Annotated in this window: 14 protein-coding genes and 1 tRNA gene; 7 read left to right on the forward strand and 8 right to left on the reverse strand. The window is 34.4% G+C overall.

The window, feature by feature from the left end; genetic code table 11:
• Positions 1 to 148 precede the first annotated feature (148 nt).
• Positions 149 to 886 carry a tetratricopeptide repeat protein gene (locus tag AC07XN_RS17475; RefSeq protein ID WP_309916563.1) on the forward strand — a complete coding sequence of 246 codons (738 nt, stop codon included), beginning with the start codon at positions 149 to 151 and terminating at the stop codon, positions 884 to 886.
• Positions 887 to 941: 55 nt separating this feature from the next.
• Here AC07XN_RS17475 and AC07XN_RS17480 read toward each other — a convergent pair whose 3' ends face one another.
• A complete protein-coding gene (locus AC07XN_RS17480; RefSeq protein ID WP_494743997.1) occupies positions 942 to 1751 on the reverse strand; it encodes an SDR family oxidoreductase in 810 nt (269 codons plus the stop codon).
• Between the two features lie 154 nt (positions 1752 to 1905).
• On the opposite strand from AC07XN_RS17480, the gene rlmD reads away from it, so the two are divergent.
• Positions 1906 to 3318 (forward strand): 23S rRNA (uracil(1939)-C(5))-methyltransferase RlmD, encoded by a 1413-nt coding sequence (gene rlmD, locus AC07XN_RS17485; protein WP_494743991.1) that lies wholly within the window; start codon positions 1906 to 1908, stop codon positions 3316 to 3318.
• A 53-nt stretch (positions 3319 to 3371) separates the two neighbouring features.
• Here the strand turns inward: rlmD and dnaB are convergent, their stop codons facing one another.
• On the reverse strand, positions 3372 to 4982 hold the full coding sequence (gene dnaB / locus AC07XN_RS17490) for a replicative DNA helicase (RefSeq protein ID WP_309916568.1): 1611 nt from the start codon (positions 4980 to 4982) through the stop codon (positions 3372 to 3374).
• Positions 4983 to 5237: 255 nt separating this feature from the next.
• Between dnaB and AC07XN_RS17495 the strand changes: the two genes are divergently transcribed.
• The 4 genes from AC07XN_RS17495 to AC07XN_RS17510 all read left to right on the forward strand — a co-directional run bounded on the left by AC07XN_RS17495 (position 5238) and on the right by AC07XN_RS17510 (position 9802).
• The gene (locus AC07XN_RS17495; protein ID WP_309916571.1) at positions 5238 to 6200 is read left to right on the forward strand and encodes a PhoH family protein; all 963 of its coding nucleotides are present in this window, start codon (positions 5238 to 5240) and stop codon (positions 6198 to 6200) included.
• A gap of 112 nt (positions 6201 to 6312) precedes the next feature.
• A complete protein-coding gene (locus AC07XN_RS17500; protein WP_494743992.1) occupies positions 6313 to 7611 on the forward strand; it encodes a M43 family zinc metalloprotease in 1299 nt (432 codons plus the stop codon).
• A gap of 100 nt (positions 7612 to 7711) precedes the next feature.
• Positions 7712 to 8344, forward strand: coding sequence for a TetR family transcriptional regulator C-terminal domain-containing protein (locus tag AC07XN_RS17505; protein WP_309916577.1), 633 nt, complete (start codon positions 7712 to 7714; stop codon positions 8342 to 8344).
• Between the two features lie 129 nt (positions 8345 to 8473).
• Positions 8474 to 9802, forward strand: a complete 1329-nt coding sequence (locus AC07XN_RS17510; protein ID WP_494743993.1) for an ABC1 kinase family protein — start codon at positions 8474 to 8476, stop codon at positions 9800 to 9802.
• 60 nt (positions 9803 to 9862) lie between these two features.
• Here AC07XN_RS17510 and AC07XN_RS17515 read toward each other — a convergent pair whose 3' ends face one another.
• Entirely contained in the window at positions 9863 to 10264 is a 402-nt protein-coding gene (locus AC07XN_RS17515) for a DUF3127 domain-containing protein (RefSeq protein WP_309916582.1), read from the reverse strand.
• A 140-nt stretch (positions 10265 to 10404) separates the two neighbouring features.
• Between AC07XN_RS17515 and AC07XN_RS17520 the strand changes: the two genes are divergently transcribed.
• Positions 10405 to 10488 (forward strand) — tRNA-Leu (locus AC07XN_RS17520).
• Positions 10489 to 10540: 52 nt separating this feature from the next.
• Here the strand turns inward: AC07XN_RS17520 and AC07XN_RS17525 are convergent.
• From AC07XN_RS17525 to AC07XN_RS17545, 5 genes are all read right to left on the reverse strand, one after another.
• Entirely contained in the window at positions 10541 to 12331 is a 1791-nt protein-coding gene (locus tag AC07XN_RS17525) for a M56 family metallopeptidase (protein WP_494743994.1), read from the reverse strand.
• A gap of 48 nt (positions 12332 to 12379) precedes the next feature.
• The gene (locus AC07XN_RS17530) at positions 12380 to 12748 is read right to left on the reverse strand and encodes a BlaI/MecI/CopY family transcriptional regulator (RefSeq protein WP_309916896.1); all 369 of its coding nucleotides are present in this window, start codon (positions 12746 to 12748) and stop codon (positions 12380 to 12382) included.
• Positions 12749 to 12901: 153 nt separating this feature from the next.
• The gene (locus AC07XN_RS17535) at positions 12902 to 13567 is read right to left on the reverse strand and encodes a deoxynucleoside kinase (protein WP_309916588.1); all 666 of its coding nucleotides are present in this window, start codon (positions 13565 to 13567) and stop codon (positions 12902 to 12904) included.
• A 219-nt stretch (positions 13568 to 13786) separates the two neighbouring features.
• Positions 13787 to 14557: an SGNH/GDSL hydrolase family protein gene (locus tag AC07XN_RS17540; RefSeq protein WP_494743995.1), complete on the reverse strand. Its 771-nt coding sequence runs from the start codon at positions 14555 to 14557 to the stop codon at positions 13787 to 13789.
• A 103-nt stretch (positions 14558 to 14660) separates the two neighbouring features.
• Complete coding sequence (locus AC07XN_RS17545; protein ID WP_494743996.1) at positions 14661 to 15599, reverse strand: glycosyltransferase; 939 nt, start codon at positions 15597 to 15599, stop codon at positions 14661 to 14663.
• Positions 15600 to 15897: the final 298 nt, after the last annotated feature.

Here is a 15897-nt window from a genome sequence, read left to right on the forward strand (position 1 = left end):
AACCCAGGACCCATACATTAAAAGTGTATTGCTCTACCAACTGAGCTACGGAATCATTTGCTATTTTATGAAACTGACTAAACATCTTTTGTTTTTGTCATATTGTTTCCCTTAATTGCGGTGCAAAACTACGATTATTAAGAATACAATGCAAGCATACTATCTAAAAAAAGTCATATTTTTTTTATGTTTTTCTTTAGCATTTCTACAACTAGCTTATTCTCAAAGCAATGTAGCAACACTGAAAAAAGCAGACTCCCTGTATAAAGCTGATAATTTCTCTCAGTCAGAGCGAATTTATGAACAACTTTTGCCTTCAATCGAAAAACCTTCAACTGCATTATTTTTAAAATTGGCCTTTTTAAAAGAAAAAAAAGGAGATTTTTTAAAAACACTGTATTACTTAAACAAGGCCTATCAACAAGACCCCAACGAGAAAATTTTATCAAAACTCAATGAAATAGCACAGCTTCATGAATTAAAAGGATATGAATTGAATGATTTTAATTTCCTTATCCTATTCTATAAACAGTATTCTGGTTTCTTGATTGGTACTATGCTTGTGTTAAGTATTTATATTTTCTTTGTGTTGTTTACCAAGAGATACAAAAACAATCATATTCCTTTGGGTCAAAAAATATTTTTACTGATTTACATCATCGGCATTGGTATATTATTAAATCTACCTGATAAATATCATCAAGGCATTATTAACAGAGATGGAGTTTTGTTAAGAGCTGAACCCTCGGCAGTAGCGCCAGTGGTCTCTATCATAGATAGAGGTCATCGTTTGAACTTAATCGGAGGAAATGATATTTGGAAGCGCGTTTATTGGAATGATAAATTCCTTTATTTAAAAGAAAGCGACATTTGGCTAGTAGAATGAACATTCGGTTAATGTCTTAAAAAGGCTAATTCTGTGCAGAATTAGCCTTTTTACTTTATTTCTTCAAAGGTGAGTCTTTTTCTTTCGCCAAAGTATTGAATACTAAGTTATCAGCAAATGATGGCAACCATTTGTTGATAAATACTGTAAATTTCCCTTGCAATGTTAAAACTAAGTCTCTTTTACGATGTTTTACAGCATATAAAATTCTATCAGCTACTTCTTCCGCACTCATCATATTACCTTCATCACGCATAGATTCTCCTTTCGAGTTTCCGTCTGCTCCCAAGGATGCTACCCTGATATTAGAAGCCGTAAAACCTGGACAGGCTGTTAATACGTGTACGCCTGAGTGTAAAAGCTCTGTGCGAAGTCCTTCTAAGAAACCATTCAACGCAAATTTAGATGCTGAATAGCCAACTCTTACAGGTAAACCTCTATATCCTGCAATGGACGAAATTCCTACGATTGAGCCTTTCGTTGCTTTGATGTATGGCAAAGCATATTTTGTAATATAGATTGTTCCAAAAAAGTTAATATCCATTACCTTTCTGATTACCTCAGTATCACAGTCTTCAAACATCGCTCTCATGGATACGCCTGCATTATTGATTAGAACATCAATTTTACCATAAGCAGCAATTGTTTTCTCAACAACATCTTGATTGTCGCTTTCAATACTTACATCAGAAACAATGGGTAAATTTTCGATTCCACTTGCTGTAAGCTCTTGGCTTGTTGCTAAAAGTGCATCTTGTTTTCTACCTGTAATAACAATTTTTGCACCTTCACGACCAAAAGCAAATGCCATTGCTTTTCCGATACCAGATGATGCTCCTGTAATAATAACAACCTTACCTTTCATAATAAAATCTGTTGCAATGTTTCTTAAAATGGTATAAATGTTATTGATAAACATTTATAATACTTGTCTTTAATACTACAAAATTCAACTAAGTTTCTGAAAACTCCTTGCTGATTGTCAATAATAATTTCAATACTTCGTATTTTTGCAATGTATGAAAAAGAAAAAGAAAGAAAATATCATTTTTGAAAATGTATTAATTGAAAACTTTGCTTCTGAAGCAAAGTGTATCAGTAGAATTGAAGATAAAGTAATTTTTATTGAAGGGCCTGTAGCACCGGGAGATTATGCTGATTTAAGAGTATTAAAATCCAAGAAAAGTTTCATGGAGGCTGTGGCTTATAACATTCGTCCCAACTCTCAGTACCGTACCCAAACAATTTGTTCTCATTTTGGTACTTGTGGCGGTTGTAAATGGCAACACATTGATTACCAAACACAACTAGACTTCAAATACAAACAAGTAGTAGATGCCTTAGAAAGAATTGCGAAAGTAGATTTACCTGAAATTAAGCCTATTTTTCCTTCTGCTGAAACATTCTATTATCGTAATAAACTTGAATATACCTTCTCGCAAAACCGTTGGTTAACACAGGAACAAATTAATTCAGGAGAGTCTTTCTCAAGAAATGCTTTAGGCTTTCATATCCCTAAGCGTTATGATAAAATTTTAGACATCGACCATTGCTACTTACAACCAGACCCTTCCAATGCTATTCGATTGGCATTGAGAGATTTTACGGCTAAACATAATTTAGATTATTACGAGCAAGTTCGTCAAGAAAAAGGGGCTTTGAGAAACCTGATCATAAGAACTGCTAGTTCAGGGGATTTAATGGTAGTTGTTCAATTTGCGTATTGCCAGCCAGAGGATATTGATTTAGTAATGAATTTCCTTGCGGAGACTTTCCCTGAAATCACCTCTTTGAACTATGTTATCAATACCAAAGGCAATGATACTTTCTTTGATTTAGAGATTGTGAACTTTAAGGGTTTACCATATATTATTGAGGAAATGGAGGATTTGAAGTTTAGAGTAGGCCCAAAATCTTTCTTTCAGACCAATTCAAAACAAGCGTACGAATTATATAAGATTACGCGTGAATATGCTGATATCACAGAAAATGATTTTGTGTACGACCTTTATACGGGTACTGGAACAATCGCTAATTTCGTAGCTCGCCAAGCCAAAAAAGTAATAGGATTAGAATACGTTGAAATGGCTGTGGAGGATGCTAAAGTAAATTCGCAGATTAATAATGTGACCAACACAGAGTTTTATGCGGGTGATATGAGGAAATTATTGAGTAGTGAGTTTGTAAACAAACACGGAAGACCAGACATCGTTATTACCGACCCACCACGTGCAGGAATGGACGAGCCTGTGGTAAGGACACTCCTAGAGGCTTCACCTAAACGAATTGTTTATGTAAGTTGTAATCCTGCTACGCAAGCCAGAGATTTAGCGCTGTTGGATGAAAAATATCAAGTAACGGCGGTACAACCTGTAGATATGTTTCCACAGACCCATCACGTTGAGAATGTTGTTAGATTAGATTTGAGATAACATAAAAAAAGCTACCAATCGAAATTGGTAGCTTTTTTTATGCATTAATATTTTTAAAAAGGAACATCTTGATTCGGAGAAGTAGTTCCGAAAGGAGAACCTGTATTTTGAGACGGCAAATTATTGATTTTGCTACCCAACATTTTACCCCCACTCTCAAAAGCGGCAGCAGGATTATCTATCTGTTGGAAAGATTGAAGGCTATCACCTGCATAGCCCATATAATCACCAGCATCTAAATCGCAGTATTTTGTATATTTTCCTATAAATCTTAATTGAACAGTATCTAATGAACCTGCACGGTTTTTAGCAATAATCAACTCCCCTATTCCAGCTACCGAATTGCCTGATTCATCTTGTGTAATACCATAATAATCTGGACGATAAATAAACATTACCATATCAGCATCTTGTTCAATCGACCCTGATTCACGTAAATCTGACAATTGAGGCTTTTTATCTCCCCCTCTCGTTTCTACGGCACGACTCAATTGCGATAGTGCAATCACAGGTACGTTCAATTCTTTAGCAAGCTGTTTTAATGAACGAGAAATATTCGCAATCTCTTGTTCACGGTTACCTGTGCCTTTTCCGCCAGAGTCGCCAGACATTAATTGAAGATAGTCAATCACAATCATCTGAATATCATGCTGAGCTTTCAAACGACGTGCTTTAGCTCTTAACTCCAAAATAGACAATGCAGGCGTGTCATCAATAAAAATCGGTGCATTGGTCAATTTACCAATCTTCGCATGCAATTGTGCCCATTCGTGTGGAGCTAGATTTCCTTTTCTTAATTTATCTGATTCAAGTTCTGCTTCTGCTGAAATCAAACGATTGACCAACTGAACAGACGACATCTCTAATGAAAAGAAAGCTACTGCTTGCCCGTGGTCAACGGCAGCATTTCTACAAGCTGATAAAATCAAGGCTGTTTTACCCATACCTGGGCGGGCAGCAATAATAATCAATTCTGTTTTCTGAAAACCAGAAGTAACCCTATCCAAGGCTGTAAAACCAGTTGGTACGCCTGTTAAGCCTTCTTTTTGATTTTTCTTTAATTCAAGTTCTAATAAGGCCGAACGCATAATCTGCCCCATATCAGAATAATTCTTCCTGATGTTGGCTTCCGAAATCCTAAAAAGTTCTTGCTCAATTTTATCTAACAACATGAATACGTCGGTAGTATCTTCATAAGCCATTTTCTGAATCTCAGATGATACCGTAATCAATTGTCTTTTTAGCGAGTGTTCAACTACAATTCTGGCATGAAACTCAATATTGGCTGCTGAATTTACTCTTTGTGTCAATTCAGCTAAATATTGTACACCTCCTGCTATTTCTAATTCACCTGTTGTAACTAATTGGTTTTTAACAGTTAACAAGTCAATAGGTTCTGAATTAGCAAATAATTGCGTAATAGCACCATAAATTCTTTGATGGGCTTCTTTATAAAACGATTCAACTTTTAATATATCAATTACATCAGTTAATGCATCACGCTCTAACATCAAAGCCCCTAACACAGCTTCTTCTAAGTCTGTGGCTTGGGGCGGAATTTTACCTAATCCAGTATCCAACCACCTGTTTTGAGCAGAGATTCGTCCACCGGCATAATTACCGTTTTTTTTATAATTCCCGTTATTTTGATTTGTTTGTTCCATTCTCAGTATTCAAGCCTTTTTATCAAGATTTTACAAATTTTAAAATATTTCAAAAAGGAGATTTTCTTTACGCAACACAATTTTACAAAGAAATTCTTAGAAAACCGAAAAATATAAAACCATAGATTTCATAATTTATTGATAATCAAAGTTTAAAATCATTGAATGAGATTTAATCTAAATTTATGCAACAATTGACGCTTTTTTTTATTAAGTTTAAGTAGAATATTATTCAAACTTTAACATATTTCAGATTTGACAGAAAAAATAATTACCTTAGAAGACCTTGAGTTGGTTGGTTTTCTTGGTGTTGAAAACAGTAATATCAAACAAGTTGCTGCGGCATTTCCTCAAAGTAAAATCATTTCTCGTGGAAACGAAATTACCATCCGAGGTTCATTGCCAGAAATAGTAAGAATAAACGAAATCTTGGATTCACTCATCCAACACTACCAAAAGTATGGCAAGATTTCAAAAGAGCAAGTTCAATCCTATCTTACTCTTGAGAAAAACCCTACTACTGAACCCAATGTACATCTGAAAGAGGAAGACGATGTATTATTATATGGCACCAAAGGGGTAGTTATTAAAGTAAAAACCCCTAACCAGCAAAAAATGGTTGAGGCGGCTTCAAAAAATGATATTGTTTTCGCCGTTGGGCCTGCTGGAACTGGAAAAACATATACTGCTGTTGCGATTGCTGTAAAAGCTTTAAAAAATAAAGAAGTAAAAAAAATAATCATTACTCGACCTGCTGTGGAGGCTGGGGAGAATCTAGGCTTTTTGCCGGGTGACTTAAAAGAGAAAATAGACCCCTATCTTCGTCCTATTTATGATGCGTTAGATGATATGATTCAGCCTGAAAAGCTAAAATATTTTATCGAAAATAGGGTTATTGAAATCGCTCCGTTAGCATATATGCGTGGGAGAACACTCAATAATGCTTTTATCTTGTTGGATGAGGCACAAAATACCACACCCATGCAAATGAAAATGTTTTTAACTAGGATGGGGATTCAATCTAAAGTAATTATTACGGGTGATAAAACTCAAATTGACTTACCAACTAAAGTAAAATCGGGTTTGGCGGAAGCTAGCAGAATACTAGATAACATCAAAGGGATTGCTTTTGTAGAATTAGATGGTAAAGATGTGGTTCGTCACCGCTTAGTTCGTGACATTATCATGGCTTACGAAAAATCAGAAGCACTGAAATAACATTCCAATAAATTACACGACTCTCACTAAAACGGCTTTAATTTGTATTTTTTTATAAAAAATGCAGGTTAAAGCCGTTTTTTATATTCAGTAATCAAAACCATTAACCAAAATGAAAAAACTATTATTCATATTAATCATTTTAATGCCTTCTATACTGTTGGCACAAGATAAATGTGGTGTTGCATTAGATGATAAAAAAATGCAAGAAAAATATAGTGATTGGAATCAACGAAAATCTTTGTTTGAAAGCCAAATTCAGGTAATACAAAATCAACGAAAAAACAGCCTTGCCCGCATTGAAGATAAAATTTATACTATTCCCGTGGTTGTCCATGTGATTCACAACAACGCAAACAATGTTATCGGAGGTGCAAACAACATAAACATTGCTGACGCACAGATAATGTCGCAGATTCAGATTTTGAATGAAGATTATAGAAAAAAACTGGGAACAAACGGCTACAATACCAATCCTGTAGGGACCGACATGGAAATTAATTTCAAATTAGCTGACAGAGACCCGAATGATAATCCCACTACTGGCATTACCCGTACTTATGTTAGACAGAATGGATTTAATTTTGTAGAGGAAAAAAACAAGATTGCCGCCCTGATTCAATGGGATAATACAAAGTACTTAAATATTTGGGTAACGCGTGGTAATAATGGTGTGATAGGCTATGCGAGCTTCCCTTATGATAGCAAATTAGAGGGATTAGGCGCTACTACACAAAATATTAGTGACCAAGAATTGTTTGATGGCGTGATTATTGATTATAGAAACTTTGGGAATTGTTGTGGAACATTAAGTCAGTCTTATAACTTGGGGAGAACTACCACACATGAAGTTGGCCATTGGCTGGGTTTATTACATCCGAATGGTGATGAGTATTGTGGTACTGACTATTGTAATGATACACCTCAAATTGAAAGCTTGAATTTAAATACAACCTGTGATAAATTGACGTCTAACTGTAATAATATTAGTATTACGAATATGATTGAAAATTATATGGATTATTCGCCTGATAGATGTATGAATGTATTTACAGTTGATCAAAAGAATAGAACCAGAGCAGCGCTAAGCTTGAGTAAGAAAAGGAAGCTATTATTAGATAATGCTGAACCCCTCACGGACTCGGAACGATTGCAAGTAACAGTAACGCCCAATCCGATTAATCCTACTGTTAATGGTAATATTAAATTAAAAGTAACCTTTAAAGATGAAAAAGATTTATTTATTCAATTGCATGATTTAAGGGGTATTTTAGTGGAAGAGAAAGTCTTGACACAACAAAGAAGTGGTTATTATTATTTTGATTCAGAAGCACTTGCTACGGGCTACTACATCGTTAATGTAACTGCTTCTGGTGAAACTGTTTCAAAAAAGATTTTAATTACACGGTAATTTATTGCAGAAAATAAGAACAAAGTTCTTCAACTATATGTTGTTAAATCAATAAGCTGGTGTTAAAATCGTTGTTGATGAATTACAAAAAATAAAAATCATGGATAAAACAGAAAAAATCAAGCAAGCCTATATTGAGTATTTTCTTGAAAATGGAAATCAACCTCCTTCTGTATTTGCTTTTACAAAAAAGCTAAAAATGAAAGAGAGTGATTTTTATGAATATTATAATTCGTTCGAGCTATTGGAAAGTGATATTTGGCTAGGTTTTTTTAATGAAACAAAGGCTAAAATTGAAGCTGAAGAAATCTACGCTACGTATAGTGTTCGTGAAAAGCTTTTAGCATTTTACTACACATGGATTGAAGTACTAAAACAACACAGAAGCTATACTACTGAGACGTGGCGTCAGATTGATAAACGCAGATTAAAAACACCTGCTTTTATGGTTGACTTAAAAGTAGCATTTAAAGATTTTGCCCGTGATTTAATCTTTGAAGGAAAGGAAAGTAATGAGGTTCAACCAAGGAAATTTATTGATGAAAGATACCCAGATGCCTTCTGGTTACAGTTCTTGATGGTACTTAATTTTTGGGTAAAAGATAAGACAAAAGACTTTCAACAAACAGATGCAATGATTGAAAAGTCGGTCAATACCTCATTTGATTTGATGGCCTCATCAGCATTAGACTCTGTCATCGACTTTGCAAAATTCATGTTTCAAAATAGATAATAGGAAAAATATATTCTCAATGTTTAATTTAGGATTACATCCATAACATATTTGATAGTCAATAACTTAATATTTTAACATATTTATTATTTGGCATACAAAACATGGATATAGATTTTCTCTATGATAATGAAAGAACAAAATTCAATACCAACTTCTAAAGTTGCACGTGCTACAAAATTTGTAAAAACAGGCGTAAAAATTGGTGGCAATTATTTAAAACATAATGTCAAAAAAATGATTGACCCCACTATAAGTCGTGATGAATTACACCAAGACAATGCTACAGACATCTACTCGTCTTTGAGTGAGATGAAGGGTTCTGCCCTCAAAGTTACGCAAATGTTAAGTATGGACAAAGGAATGTTGCCAAGAGCTTACAGAGAAAAATTTGCGATGTCTCAATACTCGGCGCCACCCCTTTCTGGTCCTTTAGTAATGAAAACTTTTAGGAAATATTTTGGCAAATCACCCCTTGAGCTTTATGATACCTTTGAGATAAATGCTAGTAATGCAGCCTCTATCGGACAGGTTCACAAGGCTACAAAAAATGGCAAATCGTTAGCAGTTAAAATACAATATCCGGGTGTTTCAGAAAGTATTGGTAGTGACTTAAAAATGATTCGCCCGATTGCCATTGCCATGTTTGGTTTGAATGAAAATGATGTTGATAGGTATATGGGCGAAGTAGCTGAAAAGCTAATTGAGGAAACCGATTACTTCCTAGAATTAAAACGCTCGGTGGAAATATCAGAGGCTTGTGCACATTTAAATGGTTTATTCTTTCCAAAATATTACCCAGAGTTATCGTGTGAGAAAATCTTGACAATGGATTGGCTGGATGGTCTTCACTTAAACGAGTTTTTGAAAACAAATCCATCTCAAGAAATTAGGAATCAGATAGGGCAAGCCCTGTGGGATTTCTATGATTTTCAGATACATACACTCAGACAAGTACACGCTGACCCACATCCAGGGAATTTCTTAATGACAAAAGATGGCACAATGGGCGTAATTGATTTTGGATGTATAAAAGTAATTAATGATGAGTTCTATGATAATTACTTTGCCCTAATCAATTTTGATACGTTAGACGATAATGAGAAAACAGAAGAGATTTTCAAAAAATTAGATTTTATCACAAAGGTCGATTCACCAAAAGAAGCTGTATTCTTCAGGGATTTGTTTAAAGAAATGATTTTTTTGCTAGGTAAACCTTTTGCAGTAGAAGAATTTGATTTTGCCGACGACAATTATTTTGAAAGCATTTATTTATATGCAGAGAAATTGCAAAACCTTGAGGAACTAAAAAGCTCTAAAGTAGCTCGTGGTTCACAGCATGGATTGTACATTAATCGTACATATTTTGGTTTGTATTCAATCTTGAATGAATTGAAAGCAAAAGTGACTACAACTCGCCCAGAATGGCTCAGATCGCAAGCATTGAGCCTTTGCTAATTTTTTTAGGCGTTAATATCATCAATGAATGTGCTATTAACGCCTAGAAATTCTTCTTGTTTAGAAAGGTAAATCCTGATCATCTTCGCTAAATGAAGGCAAGTCTGCGGCAGGAGCAGCAGGCTTAGAAGGAGCTGATGGTCTTGATGAAGCCACAGGAGATGACCCCGCTGATTGGCTTGGCGCATCACTAGCTAAATCAATTCTGTAAGCTCTTAAATCGGTATACCATCTTTCATTATACTCGCGTGATTCTACGCTAAATGTTACTTTCAGCTTATCGCCCAAAGAAAACGTTTTTAAATCCGCAGATTTGTCACCCCATGCAGTAAAACAAGCTTTTTTAGGATATTGCTCTTCTGTTTCAAGGACAAAATCTTGTTTAACCCAAGCACCATTTTTTCCTTGACCACTCACTTCTGGGAGCACTTTTATCAAACTACCTTCAAATTCTAATGCCATTGTGATATTTTTTTTATTTTTTCCTTTATTGTATCCTTGATTCTCAATGGTTTAATTAAAGCAACCGCTAACAAACTTGTCTAGCCACTGAAAATCTTTGCAATTAAGTAAATTTTCTTTAATTTCGCACCATCAAAAAAGGCAATGTGGTGGAATTGGTAGACACGCTACTTTGAGGTGGTAGTGGGAGTTATCCTGTAGGAGTTCGAGTCTCCTCATTGTCACATAAAAAAACATCTTTGGAAAATTCCAAAGATGTTTTTGCTTTTCTGTCTATTATTGTTTTTTCACTGGTGGTGCAGGCGGTGCCGCTGGGGGTGCCGGTGGCGATGGTGGTTCTGGTGCATCTGGCATCGAAACGTTGATGGCACCGTTCATTTTAGTTCTTATCGAAGCTGGCAAATACTTTTGAATCTCTTTTGCATGCAATTCTATTTCTTTTCCTAATGCTTCTATTGGTTTTGCTTGAAATTCAATTAGTTTACTTAAACTATCAATCGGAGCACTATGAATATTCATCTTCTCTCCTATCTTTCCCATTTCAGCACCATACTTTTCAATCTGATCTTCCAATACTTTCATCTCTTTTTCAATTTGCTTCATTTCAAGCTCAGCATTTTTCTTAGCTTGCGAGCCTTCTTTCAGATTAATCATATTGATAGCAATTTTACCTTGTTTTTCGCCTAGTTTACCTAGCTGACTTCCAAGTGTCGAAACCTTTGCTGAAAAATCATTAATAGGTTTACTTTGCTCATTTATTTTTTGACTGTACACTGAAATTTCTTTTGAAAGTGCCTCTATCTTTTGAGAATGAGGTTCCATCTGTTTCTCCAACTTGTCAATCACCTGTAATTCTTGGGCTACTTTAATACTATCTTGACCTGATAGAATAATTCTTTCACCATTGAAATATAAATTTCCATCAGAAATATTAAAATTATTATTGAAGTCATGTCTAACAATCTTAATTCCTTTTTTAGGAGGCTTAGGTGCCTTAGGGCTTTTGGGAGCTTTCGGAGGCTCAGGAACAGTTTGTGCCTCTGCATTGTTTGGTAAATTAACAAAAACTAATGTTGTGAGGGCAAATAATGACATCACGATAATCCCTGCATAATTTACTGATTTCACTTTTTTTACTCCTAAAATTCTCTGTACCCTACCTAGTAGTGTTTGTTTTTTTCCTGCAAATCCCATGGCTAATGTTAGGTTTGTTTGTTGTTGAAAAATTTCGACTTTTGTAAGTGCTTTTACTAAATGAATGTTGTTACCGCATAATTCAATGGCTAAATCATCACAGCAATTTTCTCTTTCTTCGCGAATCTTAGCTGAAATCCACCAAGTAACTGGGTGAAAAAAGAAAAATATTTCTACAATTGATTGCACGATATTAATCAAATAATCATGTCGTTTGATATGCGCTAACTCATGGGCCAATATGGCTTCAATCTCTTTGTTAGATAAGCCCGTTAGTAAACCAATGGGTAATAATATGACAGGTTGAAAAAAACCAATCGTCATGGGGGTAGTCGCCAGTGATGACTCTAGTAGGTTAATCCCTTTACCAATATTTATTTTCTTCAATAGTTCGTTGAAGATGTCCAACGTGTCGCCGTGTACAGACTTTGTATGTTTCCAACGCAGTTGTTCCGTATAAATATACCCTCCCATTAAACGAACCGACAGAAACACGGTACCAATCAACCAAGCAGATACTAATAAATTCAGGTTGTTTGAAAGCAACAGTTGGAAATCATTCCATAGATTAGGACTTGAAGAAAGCGTAGAGGCATTAGTTAAGTTAGTTTGCGTAAGCTTGTCAAAAGTCAAATTACTTTTAGTGCTCAAATAAACTGTGTTTTCTTCAAAAACCATCAAAAATGTAGCAACTGTAGCTAATAATTGACTAAACAATCCCGCAAAACTCAACCAATATCTTTTAGTAGCCGACTTCTTTGATATCAACAAAGCAACTTTTAAGACAATAGCAATGATAATCAATTGCCACACTGAGTGAAGTAAAGTCCAGCCTATGGCTGTCATTACATTTTCTGGAAAAAAATTCAACATTAATTTCATTGATTTAGAAAGGGGTTAAATTTTGATATTTCAAAAGGTTTAGGAGTTGTCTTCAATTTGTGCAATCAATTTTTTAATTTCATCCAACTCTTCTTTAGATGCTTGATGATTTCCCAATGTTTGCATGACTAGTTTCATCGCCGAACCTCTAAAAGCAGTATCAACAAATTTGTCTACTAAAAATTGCTGTGTGGCTTCTTCACTAATCGCGGCTTCGTATAAATGATAACGGCCTTCTTCTATACGTGATACTATCTTTTTTTCAAACATAATTTGAAGAAGTTTCAATGTGGTAGTATAGCCGATATCTCTCACTTTCGACAATTCATCATTTACTTGTCTTACACTAGCTTTACCCAGCGACCAAAGTACTTGAAGAATTTGTAGTTCAGATTCTGTAGGTTTGATAGGTTCCATTTGCATTCAATATTTGTTACGAATTATTTCGTAACAAATATACTACGAAACAATTCGTATAAACAAATTTATCTACGAATATTTTCGTAAATAAATTTATAAGGCTATTATTTCACCTTAAACGGTCAATATTATGGTTGAAAATTATTCAGATTTATCAAATAATGATGGGACGCTCAGTGGCTTAGGGCGTGGCGGGATTTCATACAACAAAGCTTTATCAACTTGATTTATCACAAAAGCTAAATCTTCTGGATTGTTGAGGTAGTCTAGATTATTCACATCTAAAATCAACAATTTCCCATAAGTATAGTTTTCAGTAAAGGCATCATAATGATTATTCAAATCTTGTAAGTATTCTACTGAAATATTAGCTTCAAAATCTCTTCCTCTTTTTTTGATTTGAGAAACCAACTTAGGCATATCTGCTTTCAAATAAATCGTGAGGTCGGGTGCTTTTACAGAAGTCATCATTAAATCAAAGATGCCTTTATAAGTTAAATAGTCATTTTCAGACATAATACCCCCTTGATAAAGATTCTGTGCAAAAATATAAGCATCCTCATAAATCGTTCTATCTTGAATGATTCGTTTGTTAGACTGCTGAATTTGTAATACTTGTTCGTACCTGCTTTTCAAAAAATACAATTGCAAATGAAATGCCCATCGAGACATGTCTTCATAAAAATCAGCTAAATATGGATTTCCCTCCACAGCTTCAAATAATACTTCCCATCCAAAATGATCTGCTAATTTTTTAGCTAGTGATGTTTTCCCAGCTCCGATGTTTCCAGTTACGGCAATGTGCATTGTATATTTTATTAAAATTGATGAATTAAAAAGTGGAAATATGCTGTAAACCAGCCAATTGGTCGGTAAACTCTTTCTTTTAAAACAAATTGCAGAAAATTTTAATTGACTGCCAGCATACAAATTTCGGTCTTTTTAGGTTTAAAATCAAAATACATTTGTACTGGCTGAACTATCTTAAAAACAAAAAGACCCTCTTGCTGAAGGTCTAGTTACTTTTTAGTATTTATATTTTTTCAAAAACTTCATTTTGCTACTGACTTCTTTAATCCATTCACGAGTCATTAATTCATGCCCAAAAACTGTTGGATGAACGCCATCCCAAATCCAGTACTCGCCTTCAGCCTTTTTAAATGCCTTATCGAACATCGCTGGATAATCAATCAATACAGCATCATATTCTTTAGCAAGTTTTTTCACTACCTCCGCTCTTTCGTTAGTTTCTTTCTGCCAAGCCTCATAATTATCTTTCTTAGCTCTGATAGGATAGACAAAAGGAATGCCCAATACAAACATGATATTTGGATTACTCTCTTTACATTGGTCTAGCAAATCTCTGTAACCTATCTCAAATTGTGTCACATCAGGTGATTCATTAGGTTTGGCAAAAACAGCATTTACATCGTTAATACCAATCAGCAGGCTCAATACATCAGGTTTTAAATCAAGCGTATCTTGTTTCCATCTTTTCTGTAAATCAGGGATTCTGTTTCCGCTAATCCCTCTATTATAAAAAGTAAAGCCTGCTTCGGGAAAATCTGCTCCTATCCTACTTGCTACACCGTAGGCATAACCATGCCCCATAATATGGTTTGGGTCTGTATTTCTTCCTCTATTTCCATCGGTAATAGAATCTCCTTGAAAAAGAAAGGTAAGCTTAGTAGGTATTTCTATTTTTTCAGCCCTTATTTCAGACGGCTTTACAATAGATACCAAGCCAGTAAGAAAACTCGATTGAAGAAATTTACGTCTCGTAAATAAGTTTTTCATGTTAAACAGCGATTTGTTTGCTAAAAATCTTTTCTCATTATCAAAAGACACTTAACCAACAAAATACTACTTATTTTTATTTTTTCTTCAATAGAACCACTGACTATTTGATAGCCCACTGAATTGAGTATTTTGTGTAGGGCAATAATGAAGGTTTTCTAACCATACAGCTAAAAAGCAAATTCCTATTTTTCCAAATAAGCATCATGAAAAACAGCTTATAAATAATATTATCAGATTTCTTTTGAAACAATTTGTTCAGTCTGCTTGTAAACTTCAATTGTTCTGCTGGTATTTTATTATATTTCAAGAATTGGCTGATGTGGTTGAATGCATCTTTGCGGTGCTTGATAAAACTTTGATTCCCCTTCGTTGAAAAGTCAATTGAAGCATTCTTGCCATGCACTCTTTGAAAAACCAATATCTCATTTAAATAACTAACCCCACCATTACAAGCTGCTACGACGGTCATCCACCAATCATAGAAAAAGCCTTCTGCATTTGGAAAAGGAATTACTTCTTTTAAAAAGCTTTTCTTCACTAGCATCGCATGACCGCTAACAGTATTATAGAAAAACAACTTTCGTGGATCATTACCAGAAAATCTTAGGTAGTTTGGTGTCGGCTGAGGGTTCTTAGGGACTTCACCATTAAATCTAATTGAATCACAATGAATAATTGGCGTGTCTTCTGTCCATGCCTCCATTAACCTTTGAATTTTATTCAATGCCCAAATATCATCTTGATCAGCAATCGCTATTATATCACCATTAGCAGCCATTAAAGCCTGTTGGAAGTTGATATTAAATCCTACATTCTTTTCATTTTGCTGAATTGATAAAATAGGATACTTTACCTTTAATTCTTGTAACTTATCCCAAGTCCCATCTGTTGAAGCATCATCAAAAATAAGAATTTCCTTAAGCGGGTAAGTTTGATTAATAATACAGTCTAATTGTTCTTCAATAAAATTGATTCCATTATAAGTACACATTACTACACTGATACAACTTACAGGATTCTGGGGGGTCTCTAATGACATGATTTTAAAATAAGGATTAAAAAATAAATTTAGTATGGTTAATAATTGTTATACAATATGTACAAATGTTGTTCATTCGAATGAAATATTACTAATACCCGATTACATTTTATATGGATGAATAATAACTATTATCAAAAGCTTATATTCTTATGTAAAGTTACCGTATGTTAAGAATTATATTCCAAAACTCTTTCTCCAAAATGCTAATCATTTAATATCTTGCTAATAGTAAGGATTAACAAGCACACCCAATAAAATAATTTAATATAACTTAGGATTCAATTCTATTTCACAT

Source organism: Arcicella sp. GW458-12-2-14-TSB2 (genome assembly GCF_059423785.1).

Excerpts from the sequence above, each read along its gene's own strand:
- AC07XN_RS17515 (WP_309916582.1), bottom strand. The coding sequence starts at position 10,264 with ATGGCATTAGAATTTGAAGGTAGTTTGATAAAAGTGCTCCCAGAAGTG.
- AC07XN_RS17545 (WP_494743996.1), bottom strand. The coding sequence starts at position 15,599 with ATGTCATTAGAGACCCCCCAGAATCCTGTAAGTTGTATCAGTGTAGTA.
- AC07XN_RS17510 (WP_494743993.1), top strand. The coding sequence starts at position 8,474 with ATGAAAGAACAAAATTCAATACCAACTTCTAAAGTTGCACGTGCTACA.
- AC07XN_RS17480 (WP_494743997.1), bottom strand. The coding sequence starts at position 1,751 with ATGAAAGGTAAGGTTGTTATTATTACAGGAGCATCATCTGGTATCGGA.
- AC07XN_RS17540 (WP_494743995.1), bottom strand. The coding sequence starts at position 14,557 with ATGAAAAACTTATTTACGAGACGTAAATTTCTTCAATCGAGTTTTCTT.
- dnaB (WP_309916568.1), bottom strand. The coding sequence starts at position 4,982 with ATGGAACAAACAAATCAAAATAACGGGAATTATAAAAAAAACGGTAAT.
- AC07XN_RS17535 (WP_309916588.1), bottom strand. The coding sequence starts at position 13,567 with ATGCACATTGCCGTAACTGGAAACATCGGAGCTGGGAAAACATCACTA.
- AC07XN_RS17500 (WP_494743992.1), top strand. The coding sequence starts at position 6,313 with ATGAAAAAACTATTATTCATATTAATCATTTTAATGCCTTCTATACTG.
- AC07XN_RS17525 (WP_494743994.1), bottom strand. The coding sequence starts at position 12,331 with ATGTTGAATTTTTTTCCAGAAAATGTAATGACAGCCATAGGCTGGACT.
- AC07XN_RS17505 (WP_309916577.1), top strand. The coding sequence starts at position 7,712 with ATGGATAAAACAGAAAAAATCAAGCAAGCCTATATTGAGTATTTTCTT.
- AC07XN_RS17475 (WP_309916563.1), top strand. The coding sequence starts at position 149 with ATGCAAGCATACTATCTAAAAAAAGTCATATTTTTTTTATGTTTTTCT.
- rlmD (WP_494743991.1), top strand. The coding sequence starts at position 1,906 with ATGAAAAAGAAAAAGAAAGAAAATATCATTTTTGAAAATGTATTAATT.